Origin of the sequence: Sphingomonas sp. PAMC 26621 (assembly GCF_000251145.1) — a bacterium.
Classification (GTDB): Bacteria; Pseudomonadota; Alphaproteobacteria; order Sphingomonadales; family Sphingomonadaceae; genus Sphingomonas.
Genome location: NZ_AIDW01000043.1, coordinates 1 through 19430, shown reverse-complemented (window position 1 = coordinate 19430; position 19430 = coordinate 1). Strand labels below are relative to the sequence as shown.

Here is a 19430-nt window from a genome sequence, read left to right as displayed (position 1 = left end):
TATAGCTGTATTGTTCAATAGTTGCGCTCGCGACGTGATAGCGAGAGGGCTCGCGAGCCACCGATCGTTCGAGATATGAAGCCGATCCTGCGGCGCTATACAGAGCGAGGCCGGGACGCGCTCCGAATTGCCGTGACCATTCGTAGAGATTGCGAATGATGCCACTTATACCAAGTCCCTCGGAGCCTGACTCAGCGCCGGGGATTCCCAAGTCGGTCATGATCTGATTCAACATCGCAAACGGTGGGAGGTTGGCGGTGGCATCAGCGGTTGGGCTAAGGGACGATTTCGACGGGTCTGGTCTTCGAAGGTTGGCGCGTTTGAGCGGTGACGCCAATCAGGTCCGGCGGCTGCTGGCGCTGGCGGTGATTTACGATGGTGGTGCGCGGCACGCGGCGGCACAGGTCGGCGGCGTTGGTTTGCAGACGGTTCGAGACTGGGTGCTGCGCTTCAATACCAGCGGGCCCGACGGCTTGCTCGACGGCAAAGCCCCCGGTCCCCGTCCAGTGCTTGGCCCAGAGCATAAGCGGGCGCTTGCCGAGATCATCGAACAGGGCCCGGTCCCGGCGTCGCATGGCGTGGTGCGCTGGCGGATCGTCGATTTGATCCAGTGGCTGTTCGACGAATATGGTGTGTCGGTCAGCAAGCAGACGCTGAGCCGCGACCTGCGCGCCATGGGCTACAGGAAGCTGACGGCACGACCGAGGCATCATGCGCAGGCGGCTGACGCCATCGACGTTTTTAAAAAGGCTTCCCCGCCCAAGTGGCAGCGATCCGGGCAGCGCTCCCTGGCGGTACACCTATAGAACTGTGGTGGCAGGATGAGGCGCGGGTCGGCCAGAAGAACGGCATCACCCGGCGCTGGGCCAAGCGCGGGACACGTCCGTCAGCGCCGAAGGACCAACGTACCACCTCGGCCTACATCTACGGCGCCATCCTGCCCCAGCCGAGGGCAAGGGAGCGGCCCTGGTGCTCCCGCGCTGCAATACCGAAGGGATGACGCTGCACCTCGCCGAGATATCCGCCGCCGTGACGCCCGGCGCCCATGCCGTGCTGATACTTGACCAGGCAGGCTGGCATCTCTCGGCGGGGCTGATCGTCCCGGCCAACATCACGCTGCTGCCGCTGCCGGCAAAATGCCCCGAGCTCAACCCGGTCGAAAACGTCTGGCAGTTCATGCGCGACAACTGGCTGTCGAACCGCATCTTCAAATCCTACGACGACATCCTCGACCATTGCTGCTTCGCCTGGAACCGCCTCACCGATCAGCCGTGGCGCATCATGTCCATCGGACTGCGGTCGTGGGCCCATCGGTCCTGATCAGAGAGTCTTGGTATTACCCGCGCACTAACGCGCATCATATGGATCGGACGCGATCATCGCGCGCAACGCGTCTACCGGCGAACACCTGTTCGATCAGCGCAAACCTCCGATTTAGATACGCGATGGTCGAGCCACGTGCGTCAGGCAGCCCTGGATCGAACAACCGTCCGAACGGTCAGCTTGGGTGGACCTGGCCGTTGCTCGCAAGGCGCGTTGCAAGAGCCTGGGCGAAGAACTCGGTCGTATAACGGACGCGCGCTGGCACAAACCGACGCTTCGGCCACAAGACTTACGTCACTGACGTTTCGCACGAACGCGTCTAGCACGGTCATAATGTCCGGATCCGAGAGTTCACCAGCGAGTGACGCCGCAGTGAAGAGTCCGATTCCAATACCGGCCAGCACCCCCGCCGGGATGGTTTCGATGCTATTGGAAGACAGATTACCGCGAACGGCGATGCTGAAAGGACCGTCGCGACCGACGAAGGGCCAATTCGCCGCCTCACGAAAGCCGCCGTAGATCAGGCAATTGTGATCGACGAGATCGGCGGGCGTTTGCGGCGTGCCGTGCTCCCGAAAATAGCGGCGAGAACCGACGCACACCAGAGGTATGGTCGTCACGCGTCGAACGACTGCATCGAGTTCTTCAACACGACCAATCCGGATCGTTAGGTCCACGCGATCCTCAATCATGTCCCCAACGATGTCCGACAGCACCAGATCGACGTCGAGGCCTGGGTAAAGCGTCAACAGCTCCGGGATGAGCGGCAGGACGTGCAAGCGCCCAAACGTCGAGGCCACGCTGATCCTGACCGGTCCCCTGACCCGGAGCGCGCTGTTCATCATCTCGTTGTCGGCATCGTCCAGCTCCTCTACCATCAGCCTGGTCCGCTCGAGATAAAGCCGGCCCTGATCCGTGAGCGTCACGCTGCGCGTGCTGCGATGGAACAACGCCAATCCGAGGCGCTTTTCGAGTGCCGCGATGGCCTTGCTGACAGCGGGCTGACGCTCGCCGGTGCGCCGGGCCGCGGCGGAGAAGCCTCCGGTGTCTGCAACTGCAATAAAGGTGCTCAGTTCGTGAAAGCGGTCCAGATCTATTCCCCTTTAGAATGAACCATATGGAATTCCGGCTTATTATCTAGAGTTCAGCTGCCCTCTATCTCGGCATGAGAAAAGAGGAGTGCACCATGTATATCGATCTCAAAGGCAAGAAGGCCGTCGTGACTGGCTCCACGGCTGGCATCGGCAGGGCCATTGCCGAAGGGCTGGCACGCGCCGGCGCGGCCGTCATCATCAACGGTCGCGGCGAGGAACGCGTCGCTGCCGCACTGAGGGAGCTTCGCGACCTTCTCCCTGCTGCCGACATCACTGGCTTTTCCGCCGATCTCGCAACGGCGGCGGGCAGTGCGGCAGGATCGCCGGGCCTCCCGATCGCAGAGCCTGCTTCGGCAATGTACAGGAAACGCCAGGTAGCGCGTTCGGGGAAGATGGCGCCCAGGCGTCGCCTCAGGCATCGCTAGCAGGTCATCTACGGCGATCGACTCGCTGATGAACGCGCGGGGCGACAAACGTTCGAGGAAGATTGGTCGATCGGGTAGGCGGCAGAGCGGTTGTTGATCGTGGTCATCTCCAGCCTCACTGCGACCAAATGGCGAGCGCGACGGCGACCAGCACAATCGCGCACACGACATAGGCCACCAACTGCCGCGGCGCGAGGCCGAGCGGGCTGCCCATTCCAGCGGCGAACTTCGGGTCGATCCAATCCGTGCCAGGGAAGGCCGGAGCCAGGGCCATTGACACGAAGCAGCCGGCCCTCACACCGGCCGTGAGAAAGAGCAGCGACAGCGTGAGTGGCTGTGTACCCCGCCCAGGATCGCGAGCGAGAGCAGGCCGGCGAATATCCCCATCAGCACCGTCTGCCCGTTGTGAAACTTGGTATGGGGCGGCCAATTGCGGCAGGAGCGGACATTCGGGTGTCCGAGTATGGCGCGATAACGCGGATCCTTTAAGAGAAGCCGCGTTGTCCATGACCCGGACGGTAGCGCGCCCCTCTTCAGATCCGCGCCATATGCGCAGGCTCGCTTAAGGCGAAGTCTAGGTTGGCATGCCCTAGGCCCGGATGGCGTAGCGGCACTGCATGCCCCTCGCGGCGCATCCGCTCGATCGCCTCCGGCCAGGACGGAAGTTCGGCGCTGTCCTGAACCCACCGAACGGTGCTGGCCTCTTCACCCCACTCACTAATCTTAGGCATCGCGGTGCGGTGGGCACCGCCGGTAACATAGGCCATGAGCGCAGCCTCGTCGCGCCACACGCTTGTCGTCCAATAGGCGTGATCGCGATCGTGGCGTAGCGCCCCAGCCAAATAGCCGTCGCTTCTCCTGATTTGCGCCAGGCAGCGTTGCGCATGAATCAGGAAGAAGGGCAGAAACCGCAGGCTGCGAACGCGGAATCGGGTGACTCTCACGACGAAGCCGCTCACAACGTCACCACCAGCTTGGTGGCCGAGACGCCGCGGCGCTGCCGCTCGAGCGCCGCCGGGATCGCTGCCAGCCCATGCCCTACGACCTCGGCTGCAGGGGCTGCCACGTATCGGCCGTCGGCGAGAGCCTCGGGCAGGAACGTGTCGAAGATCATCGGTCCCACTTCGTTGCTGATCAAGGTGCTGCCCCAGATCATTTTCAGCGTCACCTTCTTGCTACGTGCGCGTAAAAAGAGCGCGATGTTCCCCGTGACCGTGCCAGCCATCGCGGGGAGCAGCTTGCGCCAATGACCCCGCCCCGCCGGGACGGCATCGAAGGAGGTAGGCGGCGTTGCCATCGCGATGAAGCGATTGCCTTCGCACGTCCCCAGGATGTCGATGCACAGCCGCACCGATCCCGCGCCGATCGCCACGGCGCCAGCGACCGTTTTACCGCGGAGCATTGCGCGGATGTCAGCAACGACCGTCGGGCTGCGATAATCGAACACGGCCGTTGCGCCGAGCCGCTGAAGCATGTCGAAGTTGCGAGGCGAGGCGGTGGCAATGACTACATAGCCGGCGGCGACGGCAAGTTGCACCGCATTGACGCCGACGCTGGTCGACCCTCCCCAAACCAGAACGGTCTTGCCGGTCGCCATCGCTCCCTTGGCGGGCGGGTTCAGGGCCAGGAAATCGCGCTGGAACAGTGCGCAGGCTGCCGTCGAGATGCCGAGCGGAAGCGCGGAAGCATCTTCGAAGGTGAGCGCGTCCGGAATCGCGGCCGTCATATGCTCAAGCAGGACGACATAGGTCTGGAAAGCGCCTTCTGCAGCGCGGTTGCGCGTCTTGTCGATGCTGGCGGCAAAGCCCACGACCCGGTCTCCGACCTTGAACCGTGTCACGTCTGAACCGACGGCAACGACATCGCCGGCAACGTCGGAGCCGAGGATGGCCGGGTAGTGCAGATACGGGGTCATTAGGTCACCCGAGGTCTGCACCAGACGGTCCATCGGGTTTACGGCGATCGCGCGTGTGCGGATCACGATTTCTGCAGACTGCACGATCGGAAACGGTGCCGCTCCCAGGGTGAAGCCGGCGCGTTTTGAGGAGAGCCAAAGGGCGGTATTGTCGGTCATGATCGATCTCCCGCGGTGCCGGGTGAAGATGCATCGCTGGATCGGATTTAACCCGGTGACACTGGACGGCCCATGCTTCAAAGTCCTTCAGTTCATCGCCAGCGTCCAGGAAGTATCATATGGATCCCTTGTCGGACGTGCTCGGTCTATTGAAGCCGAGCACCTATGGTTTTCGCGGCCTCGATGCCGGCGGGGACTGGGCGCTTGCCTACCCCCTGGCCGAGGGCGTCAAATGCTTCGCGATCCACACCGGGGCTTGTTGGATCGCGCTTGAGGGCGGGGATGCGACCATGGCGCTCGAAGCGGGCGACTTCATCCTAGTGCCCGGCCGGGCCGCGTTCAGCCTCTGCAGCGCGGTCGGCGCAACGGTCACCGAAGCCTTTGCCTTTTTCCCGTCGTTCCCGGCCGGCGAGACGGGCATCCTGAATGGCGGCGGTAGCTGTTCGGGCGTGGGCGGCTTCTTTGACTTCACCGGGCTCCACACCGAACTGCTGCTCGGAATCCTGCCCCCGATTGTTCACATTCGGGCGGAAGCGACCAAGGCGGCGCTCGGCTGGTTGATCGAGCGGCTGATGTGCGAACTGCGCAACCCGCAACCGGGCGGCACGCTGATGGCGGGGCATTTGGCGCAGACGCTGCTGATCGAGGCGCTGCGCTTGCATCTTGCCGAGCGCTCGCCGCACAGCGCGGGCTGGCTGTTTGCGCTGGCCGACAAGCAGATGCGTGCGGTGATATCGGCGATGCACGCCGAACCTGCGCGGCGCTGGACGCTCGCCGACCTCGCCCGTGTCGGCGGCATGTCGCGCTCGAGCTTTGCCGTCCGGTTCAAGGAAACGGTCGGCGAGCCGGCAATGGATTACCTGACGCGCTGGCGGATGATGGTGGCGGCCGACCGGCTGGCGAGCGGGCGCGTCTCCATCGCGACCGTGGCACCGGCGGTCGGCTACGAGTCCGAAAGCGCGTTCGGTGCGGCGTTCAAGCGAACGTTCGGCCACTCGCCGCGGGAATTCGCCAAGGCGGTGGCCGCGTAGCCGAACGTCCGGATGTAGGGGGAAATCTCGCGGAAGCTCCTGCTGTCGTTCCGGCTGACCCCTAGCAACCCGCCGTCAGGCGCGGCGGGTGCCATGGTTAGCGGGACGCATCGCCTCGATACGGTCGTCGATGGGACGTTGCTGGAGACGCGCAGCGCGAACCATTGCGTCGATGATGGCTTCGCATTCCGCCCGGCCGGTCGCCAACAACTCCCGAAATCCGCGGACGCGCGATAGGAACCAGAGCGTTCCCGCGAGGGCCGCGACCGGACTGCGGTCGAGCCATGTCTTCGATCGGGGGTAAATCGGGTATCCCATCGTCTTGATGAGATCGAAACTCGCATGAACGCCTCGCGACAGGATGACGGCTTCGCTCCATGATGCACCGCTGCCTCGCTCCACGGCGCCAATCGACACGCTTTCGAAGGCGACGCAGAGCGGAGCGTGGCAGCGTAGCCACAGCGGCATGTCGGGTTCGAGCGCAGCTGGAAGTCCGGCCGCGTTAAACACAGCGACCCACTGCCGGCGCCCCATCAATGTCTTCTGTCCCCCAGCCCCGATCGTCGCCTTGAGCTTACCGTCGGTATCGAGCTGTGCCTGCACGATCGGCATCCCGAACGTGCAGCGCGCTGCACCGCCAGCGCCCTCGAGGGGCGTCGGATCGAACGTGTTGAACATGAACTGGATGCACTTCGCGGCGCTGCGGGACAGGGCCGGGAGTACGGCATCGACCTGATGGGCCAGCAGCGTCACGAGCACTAGATCGTATGCTGTCTCTTCGTCCAGTTGGTCCAGCACTCGAACCTCTGCGCGGGTGCCGTCGCAATCGACAATGGCGACGTCACGTTGCAGTTGCGCTAGGCGAGGCGAGCCGGGCCGCGCCACGACGGTGACCTCATGCCCGCCGTTGCGTGCGAGCCGAGACGCGAAGGTACTGCCGATCTGCCCTGGGCCGATGACCGCGATGCGGAGTTGTGAAGATGGTGTCGGAGCAGATATCTGAGTCATTGGAATCTCCGGGCGCCGGCATCGTGTCGGCAGATCGCGTTCTGTCGATGACTATAGGTTCACTTGGCGGACGCCATGCTGCAACGTCCGGATAGGCATCGCGATCGTCCAACGATTTTGTTTCATCACGTGCAAGGTTTTGGCGTGCCTCAGGCCGGCGGCGATCATTGGGGTTGTCTGGGCGCTGCTTAGATGTCGCGGTGTCGACGGGATCGATCTGTCCTGCTGCTGCTCCTGCCGATCTACTGAGATCCTGATGCGGCAAATGACGAGTCTGCCTTTGGGGTAAGTCGCAAGCAGATTGAGGGTCATTGCTGTGAAAAGAGGAACCACAAATTACGGCCCGGAATAAAATGCTTGGGCGTAGTTGTTGAGCGAGCGACTGATTTTGTCAGGAGCGGTCATTCACGCGCTCACCAGCGAATGGCTTAAGTTGGTCGACATCCGCCGATGGCCACGCTGCCGCGAGGACCCAGATCCGGACATCGAAGCGGTTCTAACTTTTATCTGGAAGCGGTCGTTTATTAATGTTCGAGGACAATGAAATCGACTTAAGGCTGCTAGGCCCGTGCACCAGTCCGCTCGCCAGCAGGGTCAGACCGCACCGCTCACATTGTCGCCCGATCCAAGTGGCCGGCCATCGTCCAGTTCACCATCAGGAACCACGGTCTCAGCGGGGGGAGCTACATCCTTCGCCTTATGGCGCGCGGCGACAATCGACTGGAGCGCTGCGAACCGCTGGTCGCCGCATCCGCATCGAGCCCCGCCGCGGTAGCCGCTTTGAGGTAGCGTCCGGCTCCCGCCTCACTCTCGAACCACGCAACTTCCTTGCCGGCACCTGGGGGCACCTCGTCACCAAGCGCGAGGCTGGCCGCCGCGTCGAACCCGCCGCATTCGTCCAGCTTGCCCCACGAGAAGCCGCGCCCCACCACGTCGTAGCAGTTCTGGCTGTAGATCATCTCCCCGGCCAAATCCTCCCTTGCGGCGATCGCCATACGAGTGTCACCGCGGCGGACGTCCTTCGAAGACAGTGGCTTCACCGGGGGCGGCGTCTGCGCGGATACCGCAGACACCAACGCCTCCTGGGCGTTGCCGACCGTCTCGGCCGCCGGGGGCGGGGCGGTAGGTGCAGTCGTGGATGACGAGCAACGTGCGATCAGAAGGACAACGCCGACGATCGCCGCCACCCCGAAGCATCCACCATTGTTTGGCTTGGGCGCAGGGGGCGGCACGTTCGGTGCGTCCAGCCGCGTCAGATTCGATGATAGCCGCACCGGCCTGCGTTCAACCAAGACATCCCCCCGTCCCCGTACGGAACTTAGCTTGCCCGTTCCGTTGAGCAATCATCTTTTCGTCCGGAAAATAGATGCTTGCCGCAACCCATCGTCGCTCATAGCATCAACCTCGCAGCGACCGGGAGACGTTGTGGGGGGAACCGAGATCGAGATCGCACTATCGGTGCGCGACGCGCCGCACGCGTTCGAGGCGGCGCTACGGATGCCGCCGGACTTGCATGTGCGCCTTTTGAGCGACCGGGTCTTCGTGTCGGCCGCCGCGCCGAATGCGGATGTCCGGCATCTCTGGCGCGTGACACTCCTGAACGAACGCCTCGTCGCCGAGGCGGATCCGGCGCGGGCCGACTTGCTCATGTCGCTCGTAGCATGACCTTCGCGCCCCTCCGGCTCCGCTCGATCGAAGGCGACAGCGCTTTGGTCGTGAACGACGCCGGCAGGTTCTTTCTTGGATCCTCCGCGTTCCTGGATCGACTGGACCACGAGCAGCTGTCGGCGGACGACGTGTCCTTCCTGCGCGCGGCTGGACACGTGGTCGAGCGCGGCGACGCTCTGGGCGCGGCAGCGCATGCCAGGGGCGTCGCGGACCGGATCGCAAGCGCCGGATCGCTCGATTATCTCATCCTGGTCCCGACGCTTCGATGCAACCTCTCCTGCAGCTACTGCCAAGTGTCTCGTGTCGCAGAGAACCAAGACGGGCATGACTGGAGCGACGCGACGCTGCGCGCGGTCCTGAACCTGATCGACGGCCTGGACGCCCCGCACGTCAAGATCGAATTCCAGGGTGGCGAACCCACGCTCCGTCCGGAACTGATCCGAGCGGTCATTGAGCGGTGTGGGAGATTTGAGCGTGCGGAGTTCGTCATCTGCACGAACCTGCAGCGTGTCGACGACGAGATTCTGGCGCTGTTCGATCGATCAGACGTGTTTATCAGCACCTCGCTGGACGGCGACCTCACCACCCACGCGCGCAACCGCACCTGCACCGCGGAGGCAACGTCCACCTTCCTTGGCAACCTGCGGATGCTCGTCGAACGCTACGGTCCGACGAAGGTGTCAGCGCTGCCCACCGTGGATCCTGTCGACCCGCCCGACATCGACGCGCTCATCGACGCCTATGTCGATCTCGGCATCGACAGCGTGTTCCTTCGTCCGATCAACTTCCAAGGGTTTGCGCGGAAGCGCCATGCCGGCTCGCGCGAACAAGACGACCGCTGGCGGAATTACTACGAAAGGTTCGTGCGGCGGATCATTGAACGCAACTGGACGGATAGAAGCCGGGTGCTGGAAGAGACCTACATGAGCATAGCGCTCCGTCGCATCTTCCAGCCCGGCAGCGAGAGACATGTCGATCTGCGCAATCCGAACGCCATGGGCATCGACTACGTCGTGATCGATCACGACGGCACGATCTATCCCACCGACGAGGCGCGCATGCTCGCCCGGTCCGGGGTGGTAGACCTCGCTATCGGCAACGTCTCGGAGGGATGGGGCGGACCGACGTTCGATCTGCTCAACGCGAACTCCACCAACCAGTTCGATCCCGACTGCAGGCGCTGCGCCTACCAGCCGTTCTGCGGTCGCGACCTCGTCGACGACCTCGCCCGATACGGCAGGATCGACATGCCGCGGCGCGAGACGGCGTTCTGTCGCCGCCACCTGCACCTGTTCGATTTCGCGTTCTCTCTGGTGTATTCGGACGACGACGCCGTCAGGTATTCGCTCGCCCGGTGGTTGCGTCTACCTGGAGAGCCCGCAGCATTCGGGCAGCATCTGTCATGATTCCACTGGTGCGCCCCGCGGTTGCAGACGCCGAACGCCCGTACGTCACGCGACTCCGCACCTCGCGTTCCGGCGCGACCGGCGACGATGCGATCCTTATCGAGGGCGACCAAGATGGCGGCATCTTCTCCGGACGCCACGGACTTGTCACGATCGAAGGCGTCCGCATCGCCGACCTTGACGGCGACGTCGTGCTGATCGACCCAGGCAGAGGCCGGGTGGAACGCCTGCTCCGCGTTGGATCGACCACCAACACATTGCTGGTTACGGAGCGTTGCGACCAGCTCTGCGTGATGTGCTCGCAACCCCCGAAGAAGACCCATGTCGATCGCTTCGACCTATTGGAGGAGGCCTGCCGCCTCGCGCCCGACGGCATGCTGATCGGGATATCCGGGGGGGAGCCGACGCTCTACAAAGAACAGCTCCTGACGCTGATCGATCGGACGCTGGCTGCGCGTCCAGATCTGGCCTTCCACGTCCTCACCAATGGCCAGCACTTCGAGGCTGTGGACATCGCGCGGTTGGGTCGCTCCACGTTCCGCCGGGTAAGCTGGGGAATACCACTCTATGCGTCGAACGCGGCGACGCACGACCTTATCGTAGGCAAAGAAGGGGCTTTTGCAAAGCTGGAGGAAGGGCTTGCGAATCTTGCGATGGCGGGAGCGCGGGTGGAACTCAGAACGGTCGTCCTGAGCGACAATGTCGATCAGCTTCCTGCGCTCGCCGGATACGTGGCGGCCCGGCTCCGCTTCGTTGAGGCGTGGTCGATCATGCAGCTGGAGCACATCGGCTTCGCTAAGAACGGCTGGAATCAGCTGTTCTTTGACCATGTTCCGCGCTTCGCTCCGATCGCGGAGGCGCTCGACCGAGCGCTGCTGCACGGCGTTCGCGCGCAGTTGTTCAACTTTCCGCGCTGCACGGTGCCGGCGGCCTACCGCCGCTTGGCGATCGCCTCGATTTCCGACTGGAAGCGCAAGTTCGCCCCCGCGTGCGATCGCTGCAGCGAGCGCGGCGCGTGCTCGGGCTTCTTCGAATGGCATCCGGACGAACAAACCGTTGGGGCAGCCCGGCCGCTATGAAGCGCACCCGCTTTCTCATTTCGAGTTTGCTCGCGGCGGGGTTCACCGGCCATCAGGATGCGTTGGCGGATACTTTCGCCAAGGCGACTACGACCGGGACGGACGATCCGAACAACGGCGCGCTGCTGCGGCGCTTCTCGCAGGATCATACGGTGACCCTTGCTCAGCACCGCAGTCACAGTAGCCACTCGAGCCACAGTTCGGGATACGGAGGCGGCGGCCACTACAGTCACACGAGCCACCGGTCGTCGACGGGCGGCGGCTACACTCCGAGCTACGAGCCCGCACCCGCCTATTCACCTCCCTACGTCGCTCCAACCCCGGCGCCTCCGCCCCAGCCCCGGACCGCGCAGCCGCTATTCTCAACCGACACCCGCGCATCCGCGCCGCCATCCGACGGCATGCCCGCATTGTCCGGCCGCACGAAGCGTTTCGTTTCGATCGTCAGGCGAGTGCAGATCGCCCTGCTCGCGCAGGACTTCTACGGCGGCGCGATCAACGGCCAGGTCGGGCCAGGCCTTCGATCCGCGCTCCGCAAGTTCCAGAAGGCTCGCGGCCTGGACGTGACGGGGACCATCACGCCGCCCACCCTCGACGCGCTCATGGTCTCCAGCGAGTGATATACTGCGCTAAGTAACACTGTTGGTCGGCTAGATGCGCTGAACGCTCGTCGTGCAAAATGCGATCAAGCCTCTATGCTTTCGACGGACATTCCTTGAGACGCGATAGACGGCTTGGCGTAAGCGTGGCCTGAAGGTCTCCTTGCGGGATGCCTGGTGGACGGGCTGATTGCCGCTCTTTGAGCGGAGCATCGATGTCAGACGAGATCATAGAGCCAGCGGGCGAACGGGCGAGCAGTCATACGAGTGGTCGTATGAGCGGTCGGATCCAGATCGTCGGGCGCGTTTCAGGTCGGCGGCACTGGACCGTCGAGCAGAAGCTGGCGATCCTACGCGATGCATTCGGGCCCGAGGGTTCGGTCCGCGCGGCGGTCGAGCGCCACGAGGTCGGCAGCGGCGCGATCTATACCTGGCGCCGGTAAGCGATGTCGGGCGCGCTGACCGGGGTGACTATGCCGTCCCAGCCCAGCTTCGCCGAGGTCCAGATCGCCGAACCGGCAGCGACGTTGCCGGCGCCAACTGTCGCCCAGCCTGGCCTGGGTCGGATCAGGATCGAGCTGCCGACCGGCGTGCGCCTTACTGTTGATGCGTCGGTCGATGCCGACGCGCTGTCGCGGGTAATCGGCGTCCTCGCGCAATGATCCCGCTTCCCCCTTTGACGCGGATATTCCTGGCATGCGGCGCAACCGATATGCGCAAGGGGTTCGACGGATTGGCGGTGCTGGTGCAGCAGGCGTTGCAGCAGAGCCCGCATTCCGGCGCACTGTTCGCGTTCCGCGGCAAGCGCGGCGATCTCGTCAAGCTGCTCTGGTACGATGGCCAGGGATTGTGCCTGTTCTCCAAACGGATGGACCGGGGGCGGTTCGTCTGGCCGTCGACCGCGACCGGCTCGGTTGTCATGACCGCGGCCCAGCTTTCGATGCTCCTCGAAGGGATTGACTGGCGACGTCCGGAACGCACTTTCGTGCCGTCTCTGGCGGGCTAAAAAGCCCCGGATTCAGGCGGTTTTCCTGGCTCGAAGACGCCCGATCTGCTATGTAATCGCGGTGTCGGACGCAGGCTTTCCCCTCCCTGACAAAGACGCTCGCATCGCCGAGCTCGAAGCCGCATTGGCGTCGGCTCGCGCCGATATTTCCGCGCGAGACATCCTCATCGACACGCTGCGCGTACAGCTCGCGCGCCTCAGGCGGATGCAGTTCGGTACCTCCTCGGAGAAGCTGACCCACGAGATCGCGCAACTGGAGCTGGCGCTCGAAGAGCTCGAGGCCGAGGCAGTCGTGGCCAGCATACAGCGCGCCGATCCCGTCAGCGCGGAGCGACCGACGCCCATCCGCGCGCTCCCGGCACACCTGCCGCGCGAGGAGCAGCGGATCGAGCCCGAGCACGGCTGCTGCACCTGTCCCGATTGCGGCGGGGCCTTGCGCCCGTTGGGCCAGGACAGCGACGAGATGCTCGACGCTGTGCCCGTCCAGTGGCGCGTCGTGCGCACCATCCGCCCCAAGTATAGCTGCCGCTCCTGTGACAAGGTCGTGCAGGCCGCCGCGCCGGTGAAGGCGATCGCGCGCGGCAAGGCAACGTTCGCAACGCTGGCCCATGTCGTCGTCGCCAAGTTCGATCATCATCTGCCGCTCTACCGCCAGGCAGAGATGATGGCGGCCCAGGGGATCGAGCTGGATCGTTCGACGCTTGCCGGCTGGGCCGGCCAGGCATCGGCGCTGCTCGACCCGATCGTCAGCCGCATCCGCGAGGTCGGGCTGAGCGCTGCCAAGATCCACACCGACGACACGCCCGTGCCGATGCTCGACCCGGGCCGCGGCAAGACCGCGACCGGCAGGCTATGGGCCTATGTCGTCGATGACCGCGGCTTCAGTGCCACCAGTCCGCCGCTGGTCTGGTATCACTTCACCCAGGATCGCACCGGCGCCCATCCACGAGCCCAGCTTGGCCGCTTCATCGGCTTCCTGCAGGCCGACGGCTATGCCGGCTACGACCAGCTCTACGCCACCAACCGCATCACCGAGGTCGCATGCTGGGCGCATTTCCGGCGCAAGATCTTCGACATCTACACTACCAGTCCGACGCCGCTTACCACCGACCTGCTGACCCGGATCGGCAGCCTTTATAAAATCGAGGATGAGATCCGCGGGATGCCATCAGATCTCCGACGAAGAACCCGGCTGGAGCGCGCAGCACCCGGTATCGAGGCGCTTCGCATCGTCCTCGACGATGCGCTGCGACGCCTCTCGCCCAAGTCCGAGGTCGCCAAGGCCATCGCCTATGGCCGCAAGCGCTGGACCGCGCTCACGCGGTTCATCGAAGACGGTCGCCTCGAGATCGACAACAACATCGCCGAACGCGCTATGCGTAGCATCGCGATCGGCCGGAAGAACTGGCTGTTCGCTGGATCGAAGGCTGGTGGCGAGCGCGCGGCCGCAATCTATACCGTCATCGAAACCTGCAAGCTCAACGGTGTCGAGCCGCAGGCCTACATTGCCGACGTCATCGCGAAGATCGCGGGCGACTGGCCCGTATCGCGTTGGGATGAGCTCATGCCCTGGAATTGGCATCGGGCTACCGAACAACACATCGCAGAGGCAGCTTAGAGCGCGGCCTTCAGACCACGCTTACGGCTTGGCTGACCCATCACCGGCCATTCGCGTGCCACTCTCGGCCTTCCAACTCCCGCCGTCCGTTCATATTGTGTAAGGCAATTGCGGACTGATACCAGTACGACAGCGCAAACTTCGCCAGCAGGCAGCCATGCGCTCGATTTGAGTAGGACCTAATCGGCTGCTTGCCCTAGTTCGGCTCTAAGGGTGACGAAGGCGACGCATCCCGATGCAATCGCGAGAACCGCTGCGATAACGGCCGCCGACTTGAACGCACTGGTTAGCGCAGTGCCGGTCTGTGCCATGACAGCACCCGCCAGCGCCGTCGCGATTAGTCCCCCGGTTCGGGCAATCGCGCTGTTGAACCCGGAGGCAGTGCCGGTATGCTCCCGGTCTACCGACGACAGCACCGACGTGGTCAACGGCGCAACGGCGCCTGCCATGCCCACGGCGATGACGACCATACCCGGCATGACGCTCGTCCAGTAGCTGGCGGTCGGGTCGACACGAACAAGCAGGAGGAAACCCAAGCCGGTCACGATCGGTCCGATTGTCAGCGGCCACCGCGGCCCGATCTGCTCCGTCGTCCGGCCCATGAGCCGCGATGCCCCGCCAATCACAAGCGAAAACGGTAGTAGCGCAAGGCCTGCCTGCAACGGCGTATAGCCGCCGCCGACGATCAGGAGATAGGGAAGCAGCACGAGAAGTCCGCCAAGCGCGCCGTAGAGAAGGAAGGTAAGCAAGGTCAGACCGATAAATGGGCGCGACGCAAACATCGCTAGCGGCATCATGGCTTCGGCTCGACGACGATGCTCGACCCACACGAACACGCCAAGAAGAACGATGCCCGCGATAAGTCCCGCCCAGGCCTCCGGGGATCCTTGGTGCTGGCTCGACCACAAGGTCAGCGACCAAGTAAGCGCTCCTAACGCCATTGTCGCCAGGACGGCTCCCGGAACATCGAGCGGCTGCTTGCCCTCCGCACTCTCTTTCACAAAATTCCACGCGACGACAATTGCAGCGAGCGCGACCGGCACATTGATCAGGAAGATCGCGCGCCAGCCGGCAGCGCCGACGAGCCACCCGCCTAGTGGAGGTCCGATCGCGCTAGCGATCGCTCCGGCCGACGCCCATGTGCCGACGGCACGTCCCCGGGATTCACCGGAAAAAGCGGTGCCAAGGATGCCGAGGCTGTTCGGCATCAGCATGGCTGCGCCGATGCCTTGGACGACCCGTGCGGCTAGCAGGAGAGTAAGGTCCGAGGCAATCGCGCAAAGAACGGACGCGACCGCGAACAACGCGGTTCCAAGGATCAGCACCCGCCGACGCCCGAAGCGATCGCCAGCGGCGCCGCCGATCAGCAGCAGCGCGGAAAGCGGTAGCAGATAGGCGTTGATCACCCATTGCATCGAGGCAGCGTCGCCGTGCAGATCCTTGCCGATCGAAGGTAGCGCAACATTTGTGACGGAGCCATCAATGAATGCGAGGCTCGACGCCAACATCGTCGCCGTAAGGATCCATCCGGCATTAGCCGGCGCAGAGTTCACGCTGGGCATCGACGGCTTCGGGGAGTGAGTCTCAGGGGCGGTCACGCCTTTCGGTACACGCCTCCGATCTGCTTTGCATGCAGGATCGCTCATTCGCAGCTCGAGTATCGCTCTGCCACAACGGCAACCGGCGGTCTTAAGCAGCTATGAGGCTATACCTGTGACATCACCCTCGTTCTTCATCCAGCGGCAACTAGAGACCGACAGTTGTGTTGAGAGGCTCAGGTCTCGGTTAACACGACCTCATTCGATCACGCCGCCCGACCCGGCGCTTGCCAGCACGCGACCGATCACATCGAACAACGCGTCCATCGCCACCGGCTTGAACAGCACTTCGTTCGCTCCAAGTTCAATGCATCGCGCACGAAGATCGACCGCCGTGTCCGCAGTCAGCACGATCACCGGCAGGTCGGATTTGGAATCGACGCGAGCTCGGACTTGGCGAAGCACCTCAAACCCGTCCATATTCGGCATGCGAAGGTCGAGCAGTATGAGAGCGAAGGTCCCCCGCTCGATTGCGGCTAGGCCGATCTCACCGTTCTCCGCTTCCGTCATAGAAGCACCGGCGACATCGAGCATGTCGCGCATGACACGCCTGTTCATAGCGTCATCCTCGATGAAGAGGATGTTCAACGTCTCTTTCCGACGAGAGCCGTGGAGAGGAAGACCGATCGAACCATTCTGACATGATACTCCCAAAACATACTCGGTCCGTAACTAAATCTTGATAGTAAGCGATGCCTGCGACCTTGCAGACGACGGGTTAGGAAGCGTTCGTCTAATCGCCGTTCGCTAGCGAAAGCTAAAAAATTGCAACGCTAGCCACGCCATCGCCTCCGAAAAACCCTGCCCGTTATAGAACTTCGGCGCAGACGAGACCCCCCGATCCGAGAGTCGTTTCTTCCTCTTTCAGGTCGACGAAGGCGATCACGCCGCCACGAGGACGCAATTTCTACCTGCTGATTTGGCATCGTAGAGCATACGATCCGCGCGCTCGTACATCTCCGAACTCGCAATGCCCGGTTCGATTGCGGTTAGTCCGAGACACGCGGGGACAACAATACCTACTCCTTCAGCAACCATTAGCTTGCGGCGCTGAATTTGACCCATGGGGTGTCCCTTGCTACGACGGTATTGACGAAGGTGAGGAGCTTTCGGGCGCAGGCGACGATGGCGACCTTGTGGGGTTTCCCTTTGTCGCGCAGTGAGGTTGCCCCCTAAATGACCTGACAGGGCCCCGCTCTTAGATAAGAGTGAGGCATATGACTGACGGTAAGACCAGGCGTTACAACGATGGCGAGGTTCTCTCCGGTGTTCAGCGCCGGAGGCGATGGACACCGGAGGAAAAGGTCCGGATCGTCGAGGAGACGTATCTGCCCGGAATGAGCGTGTCGCTCGTCGCCCGCCGGCACGGCATTGGTGGGAATCAGATCTTCACCTGGCGGCGCCTGATGGCACAGGGTGCGCTGACCGCCGCGACAGCGGGCGAGGAAGTGGTGCCTTCGTCCGAATACCGCGCGCTCGAGCAGCAGGTGCGCGAACTACACCGGCTGCTCGGCAAGAAGGCCATGGAGAACGAGCTGCTCCGCGAGGCCGTGTCCCGGGCCGCAGGCCCAAAAAAACTGCTGTTGCGCTCGACCTCGTTGCCGCGGGATGGACAGTGAGCGCGGTCGCAGATGCGGTCGGCATCGCTCGCCCACACCTGTCCGCAATGCGCCATCGCCCAGCGTCACGACCGCGCGGACGACCGCCGCTGCCGGATGCCGAGCTGGTCGCCGACATCCGCGCGCTCGTCGCCGATCTGCCGACCTATGGCTATCGCCGCGTTCATGCTCTGCTGCGCCGGCAGGCCGAGAAGACCGGGCGCGAAGCGCCCAATCCGAAACGCGTCTACCGCGTCATGAAGGTGCACGGGCTGCTGCTACAGCGGGACGGCGAACGCCGCGAGGAACGGCGTCACGATGGTCGGGTCGCCGTCGACCTCCGCAACACCCGCTGGTGTTCCGACGGGTTGGAGATCACCTGCGACAATGGCGAGAAGGTGCGTGTCGCATTCGCGCTCGACTGCTGCGACCGCGAGGTGATGGGACACGTGGCGACGACGGGCGGCATCACTGCCGAGGATGTCCAGGACTTGATGGTCGCCACGGTCGAGCATCGCTATGGACAGGTGAACCGCGTGCCCGAACCGATCGAGTGGCTCACCGATAACGGCAGCTGCTACACCGCTCGCAATACACGCACCTTCGCCCGGGGCATTGGCCTGATCCCGCGCACGACCCCGGTCAGCAGTCCTCAATCGAACGGCATGGCTGAGGCTTTCGTTCGCACCCTCAAGCGCGATTATGTCCGCGTGAACCCACGGCCAAACGCGCAGAGCGTTATCGACCAACTCCCCGGCTGGTTCGACCATTATAACCAAGTGCATCCGCACCGCGCTTTGCGCTATCGTTCCCCCCGCGAGTTCATCGCGCAAACCTGCGAGGCCCCGTCAGGCCTTTAGGGGGCAACAACACGCAGGCGCTGGTAGAGTGCCTTGAGACTGGCGTTCCAGCGGAAGCTTGCGGCGAGGGAAGCGGCGTAAAGGCTGCGCCGGACACGATGCCTGCCACCGGCGATGCGGCGTTGTCCGCAATGCTTTCCGGACTCGTGATCGAACGGGGCGAGGCCTGCCAGGCTTGCGATCTCGGCGCGAGTGAGGTGGCCCAGTTCGGGCATGAGGATGAGCAGGCTGAGCGCGGTGCGTCGGCCGACCCCTTCGACGCTCTCGATGAGGGTCAGGCGGTGGAGCAGGTCCGGCGCGGCGGACAGGGTCTTGGTCAGCAGGAGCAGCTCTGCCTTGAGCCGCCGTTCGAGACGGGTGGTCTCCTGCGCCAGCCACCGCTTGAGGCGTGGGCATCGATAGGCCTCGTTGCGGGTCTTGCTGCGGGCCAGGTCGGCCTCGATCTGCTTGATCAGGCGCAGATGCTCGGCAAACGGCGCCAGCCGCGGATCGGGCGCACTGCGCACGCTGTCGAGCTCGGCGGTGCAATGCGCGATCAGCTGGGCATCGAGCCGATCGTTCTTGGCGCGCCGCAATCGGAAGACGGCAAAGGCGCGGACCTGGCGCGGCTGGAGCAGCGCGACCTCGAGCCCGGCATCGCGCAAGACTTCGGCGACGCCGCGTTCGTAGCCGCCCGAGGCTTCCAGCCCCACGCGCGCAATATCATGTTCGATCAGCCAGTGCAGCAAGCGGCCATGGCCCTCGCTGTCGTTGGCCAGGCGCAAGGCCGCGCCGGACGGGTACAGCGCTATGTCGAGGTACGCCTTCCCGATATCGATTCCTGCCGTCTGTGTGGTAGACAAAGACATCTTCGTCGATCCTTCCTCGTCTGGGAGTGGATGCGCCGGTGACAAAGCAGGCCATCGGAACGCCGGCGCGGTGCTGAGCGTGGCGGAGTAAAATCCGGCCGTTGGTAAGGCTGCTTCTTTTTGGGAGCGGCCGGGGATGTTTGCCGTGGAGAGCTATGCCGCCGTTCGGCGTCTTCGTTGTTTGTTGAGGGTCAC

Annotated in this window: 20 protein-coding genes and 1 pseudogene; 12 read left to right on the top strand and 9 right to left on the bottom strand. The window is 63.7% G+C overall.

All coding sequences use genetic code 11. The annotated features are described in order from the left end of the window. Positions 1–257 precede the first annotated feature (257 nt). Positions 258–1320: pseudogene (locus RI03_RS23015) on the top strand (IS630 family transposase). A 143-nt stretch (positions 1321–1463) separates the two neighbouring features. Here the strand turns inward: RI03_RS23015 and RI03_RS19350 are convergent. Then, positions 1464–2396, bottom strand: a complete 933-nt coding sequence (locus RI03_RS19350; RefSeq protein WP_274517570.1) for a LysR family transcriptional regulator — start codon at positions 2394–2396, stop codon at positions 1464–1466. A 113-nt stretch (positions 2397–2509) separates the two neighbouring features. Between RI03_RS19350 and RI03_RS25155 the strand changes: the two genes are divergently transcribed. Next, positions 2510–2842, top strand: a complete 333-nt coding sequence (locus RI03_RS25155) for an SDR family NAD(P)-dependent oxidoreductase (RefSeq protein WP_081504288.1) — start codon at positions 2510–2512, stop codon at positions 2840–2842. Positions 2843–2957: 115 nt separating this feature from the next. Here the strand turns inward: RI03_RS25155 and RI03_RS24190 are convergent, their stop codons facing one another. The 3 genes from RI03_RS24190 to RI03_RS19335 all read right to left on the bottom strand — a co-directional run bounded on the left by RI03_RS24190 (position 2958) and on the right by RI03_RS19335 (position 4916). After that, entirely contained in the window at positions 2958–3122 is a 165-nt protein-coding gene (locus RI03_RS24190; RefSeq protein ID WP_170318422.1) for a hypothetical protein, read from the bottom strand. 253 nt (positions 3123–3375) lie between these two features. Then, the gene (locus RI03_RS19340; RefSeq protein WP_010219326.1) at positions 3376–3801 is read right to left on the bottom strand and encodes a DUF3291 domain-containing protein; all 426 of its coding nucleotides are present in this window, start codon (positions 3799–3801) and stop codon (positions 3376–3378) included. Further along, complete coding sequence (locus RI03_RS19335; protein WP_010219325.1) at positions 3798–4916, bottom strand: zinc-binding alcohol dehydrogenase family protein; 1119 nt, start codon at positions 4914–4916, stop codon at positions 3798–3800. Before RI03_RS19335 ends, RI03_RS19340 begins: the two co-directional genes overlap by 4 nt. 119 nt (positions 4917–5035) lie before the next feature. Here RI03_RS19335 and RI03_RS19330 point away from each other — a divergent pair, with 119 nt between their 5' ends. Next, positions 5036–5947: an AraC family transcriptional regulator gene (locus RI03_RS19330; protein ID WP_010219324.1), complete on the top strand. Its 912-nt coding sequence runs from the start codon at positions 5036–5038 to the stop codon at positions 5945–5947. 75 nt (positions 5948–6022) lie between these two features. Here the strand turns inward: RI03_RS19330 and RI03_RS19325 are convergent, their stop codons facing one another. Both RI03_RS19325 and RI03_RS19315 read right to left on the bottom strand, forming a co-directional pair. Further along, the gene (locus RI03_RS19325) at positions 6023–6955 is read right to left on the bottom strand and encodes a ketopantoate reductase family protein (protein ID WP_202949383.1); all 933 of its coding nucleotides are present in this window, start codon (positions 6953–6955) and stop codon (positions 6023–6025) included. Positions 6956–7638: 683 nt separating this feature from the next. Further along, positions 7639–8229 carry a hypothetical protein gene (locus RI03_RS19315; RefSeq protein WP_170318421.1) on the bottom strand — a complete coding sequence of 197 codons (591 nt, stop codon included), beginning with the start codon at positions 8227–8229 and terminating at the stop codon, positions 7639–7641. Positions 8230–8380: 151 nt separating this feature from the next. Between RI03_RS19315 and RI03_RS19310 the strand changes: the two genes are divergently transcribed. From RI03_RS19310 to tnpC, 8 genes are all read left to right on the top strand, one after another. Next, positions 8381–8620 (top strand): hypothetical protein, encoded by a 240-nt coding sequence (locus RI03_RS19310; RefSeq protein WP_010219320.1) that lies wholly within the window; start codon positions 8381–8383, stop codon positions 8618–8620. Continuing rightward, positions 8617–10029 (top strand): His-Xaa-Ser system radical SAM maturase HxsB, encoded by a 1413-nt coding sequence (gene hxsB / locus RI03_RS19305; RefSeq protein ID WP_010219319.1) that lies wholly within the window; start codon positions 8617–8619, stop codon positions 10027–10029. The genes RI03_RS19310 and hxsB overlap by 4 nt, the downstream gene beginning before the upstream one ends. Then, entirely contained in the window at positions 10026–11108 is a 1083-nt protein-coding gene (hxsC, locus tag RI03_RS19300; RefSeq protein ID WP_010219318.1) for a His-Xaa-Ser system radical SAM maturase HxsC, read from the top strand. Before hxsB ends, hxsC begins: the two co-directional genes overlap by 4 nt. After that, positions 11105–11728, top strand: coding sequence for a peptidoglycan-binding protein (locus RI03_RS19295; RefSeq protein ID WP_010219317.1), 624 nt, complete (start codon positions 11105–11107; stop codon positions 11726–11728). The genes hxsC and RI03_RS19295 overlap by 4 nt, the downstream gene beginning before the upstream one ends. A gap of 254 nt (positions 11729–11982) precedes the next feature. Continuing rightward, entirely contained in the window at positions 11983–12150 is a 168-nt protein-coding gene (locus RI03_RS24855; RefSeq protein WP_238542461.1) for a transposase, read from the top strand. Positions 12151–12153: 3 nt separating this feature from the next. Then, positions 12154–12369 (top strand): transposase, encoded by a 216-nt coding sequence (locus RI03_RS24850; protein WP_238542460.1) that lies wholly within the window; start codon positions 12154–12156, stop codon positions 12367–12369. Continuing rightward, positions 12366–12713, top strand: coding sequence for an IS66 family insertion sequence element accessory protein TnpB (gene tnpB / locus RI03_RS19285; protein ID WP_010219316.1), 348 nt, complete (start codon positions 12366–12368; stop codon positions 12711–12713). The genes RI03_RS24850 and tnpB overlap by 4 nt, the downstream gene beginning before the upstream one ends. A 103-nt stretch (positions 12714–12816) precedes the next feature. Next, positions 12817–14331: an IS66 family transposase gene (gene tnpC / locus RI03_RS19280; protein ID WP_081504286.1), complete on the top strand. Its 1515-nt coding sequence runs from the start codon at positions 12817–12819 to the stop codon at positions 14329–14331. Between the two features lie 179 nt (positions 14332–14510). On the opposite strand, the gene RI03_RS19275 is transcribed toward tnpC, so the two are convergent. Both RI03_RS19275 and RI03_RS19270 read right to left on the bottom strand, forming a co-directional pair. Continuing rightward, a complete protein-coding gene (locus RI03_RS19275) occupies positions 14511–15893 on the bottom strand; it encodes an MFS transporter (RefSeq protein WP_051007307.1) in 1383 nt (460 codons plus the stop codon). Between the two features lie 234 nt (positions 15894–16127). Further along, the gene (locus tag RI03_RS19270) at positions 16128–16517 is read right to left on the bottom strand and encodes a response regulator (RefSeq protein ID WP_026046886.1); all 390 of its coding nucleotides are present in this window, start codon (positions 16515–16517) and stop codon (positions 16128–16130) included. Positions 16518–17146: 629 nt separating this feature from the next. Between RI03_RS19270 and RI03_RS23010 the strand changes: the two genes are divergently transcribed. Continuing rightward, positions 17147–18387, top strand: a protein-coding gene (locus RI03_RS23010) for an IS3 family transposase (protein ID WP_086011735.1) whose coding sequence is annotated in 2 segments (ribosomal slippage) — positions 17147–17491 and positions 17494–18387 — 1239 coding nt in all. Because the reading frame shifts where the segments join, the coding sequence is not laid out codon by codon here. On the opposite strand, the gene RI03_RS19255 is transcribed toward RI03_RS23010, so the two are convergent. Further along, positions 18384–19235 carry an IS110 family transposase gene (locus RI03_RS19255; protein ID WP_010219308.1) on the bottom strand — a complete coding sequence of 284 codons (852 nt, stop codon included), beginning with the start codon at positions 19233–19235 and terminating at the stop codon, positions 18384–18386. The two genes, RI03_RS23010 and RI03_RS19255, sit on opposite strands and share 4 nt — an antisense overlap. Positions 19236–19430 lie beyond the last annotated feature (195 nt).

Bases quoted from the DNA above. Each gene is read 5' to 3' on its own strand.
- RI03_RS25155 (WP_081504288.1), top strand. From the start codon at position 2,510: ATGTATATCGATCTCAAAGGCAAGAAGGCCGTCGTGACTGGCTCCACG.
- RI03_RS19335 (WP_010219325.1), bottom strand. From the start codon at position 4,916: ATGACCGACAATACCGCCCTTTGGCTCTCCTCAAAACGCGCCGGCTTC.
- RI03_RS19330 (WP_010219324.1), top strand. From the start codon at position 5,036: ATGGATCCCTTGTCGGACGTGCTCGGTCTATTGAAGCCGAGCACCTAT.
- RI03_RS19325 (WP_202949383.1), bottom strand. From the start codon at position 6,955: ATGACTCAGATATCTGCTCCGACACCATCTTCACAACTCCGCATCGCG.
- hxsB (WP_010219319.1), top strand. From the start codon at position 8,617: ATGACCTTCGCGCCCCTCCGGCTCCGCTCGATCGAAGGCGACAGCGCT.
- hxsC (WP_010219318.1), top strand. From the start codon at position 10,026: ATGATTCCACTGGTGCGCCCCGCGGTTGCAGACGCCGAACGCCCGTAC.
- RI03_RS19295 (WP_010219317.1), top strand. From the start codon at position 11,105: ATGAAGCGCACCCGCTTTCTCATTTCGAGTTTGCTCGCGGCGGGGTTC.
- RI03_RS24855 (WP_238542461.1), top strand. From the start codon at position 11,983: ATGAGCGGTCGGATCCAGATCGTCGGGCGCGTTTCAGGTCGGCGGCAC.
- RI03_RS24850 (WP_238542460.1), top strand. From the start codon at position 12,154: ATGTCGGGCGCGCTGACCGGGGTGACTATGCCGTCCCAGCCCAGCTTC.
- tnpB (WP_010219316.1), top strand. From the start codon at position 12,366: ATGATCCCGCTTCCCCCTTTGACGCGGATATTCCTGGCATGCGGCGCA.
- RI03_RS19275 (WP_051007307.1), bottom strand. From the start codon at position 15,893: ATGCCCAGCGTGAACTCTGCGCCGGCTAATGCCGGATGGATCCTTACG.
- RI03_RS19255 (WP_010219308.1), bottom strand. From the start codon at position 19,235: ATGTCTTTGTCTACCACACAGACGGCAGGAATCGATATCGGGAAGGCG.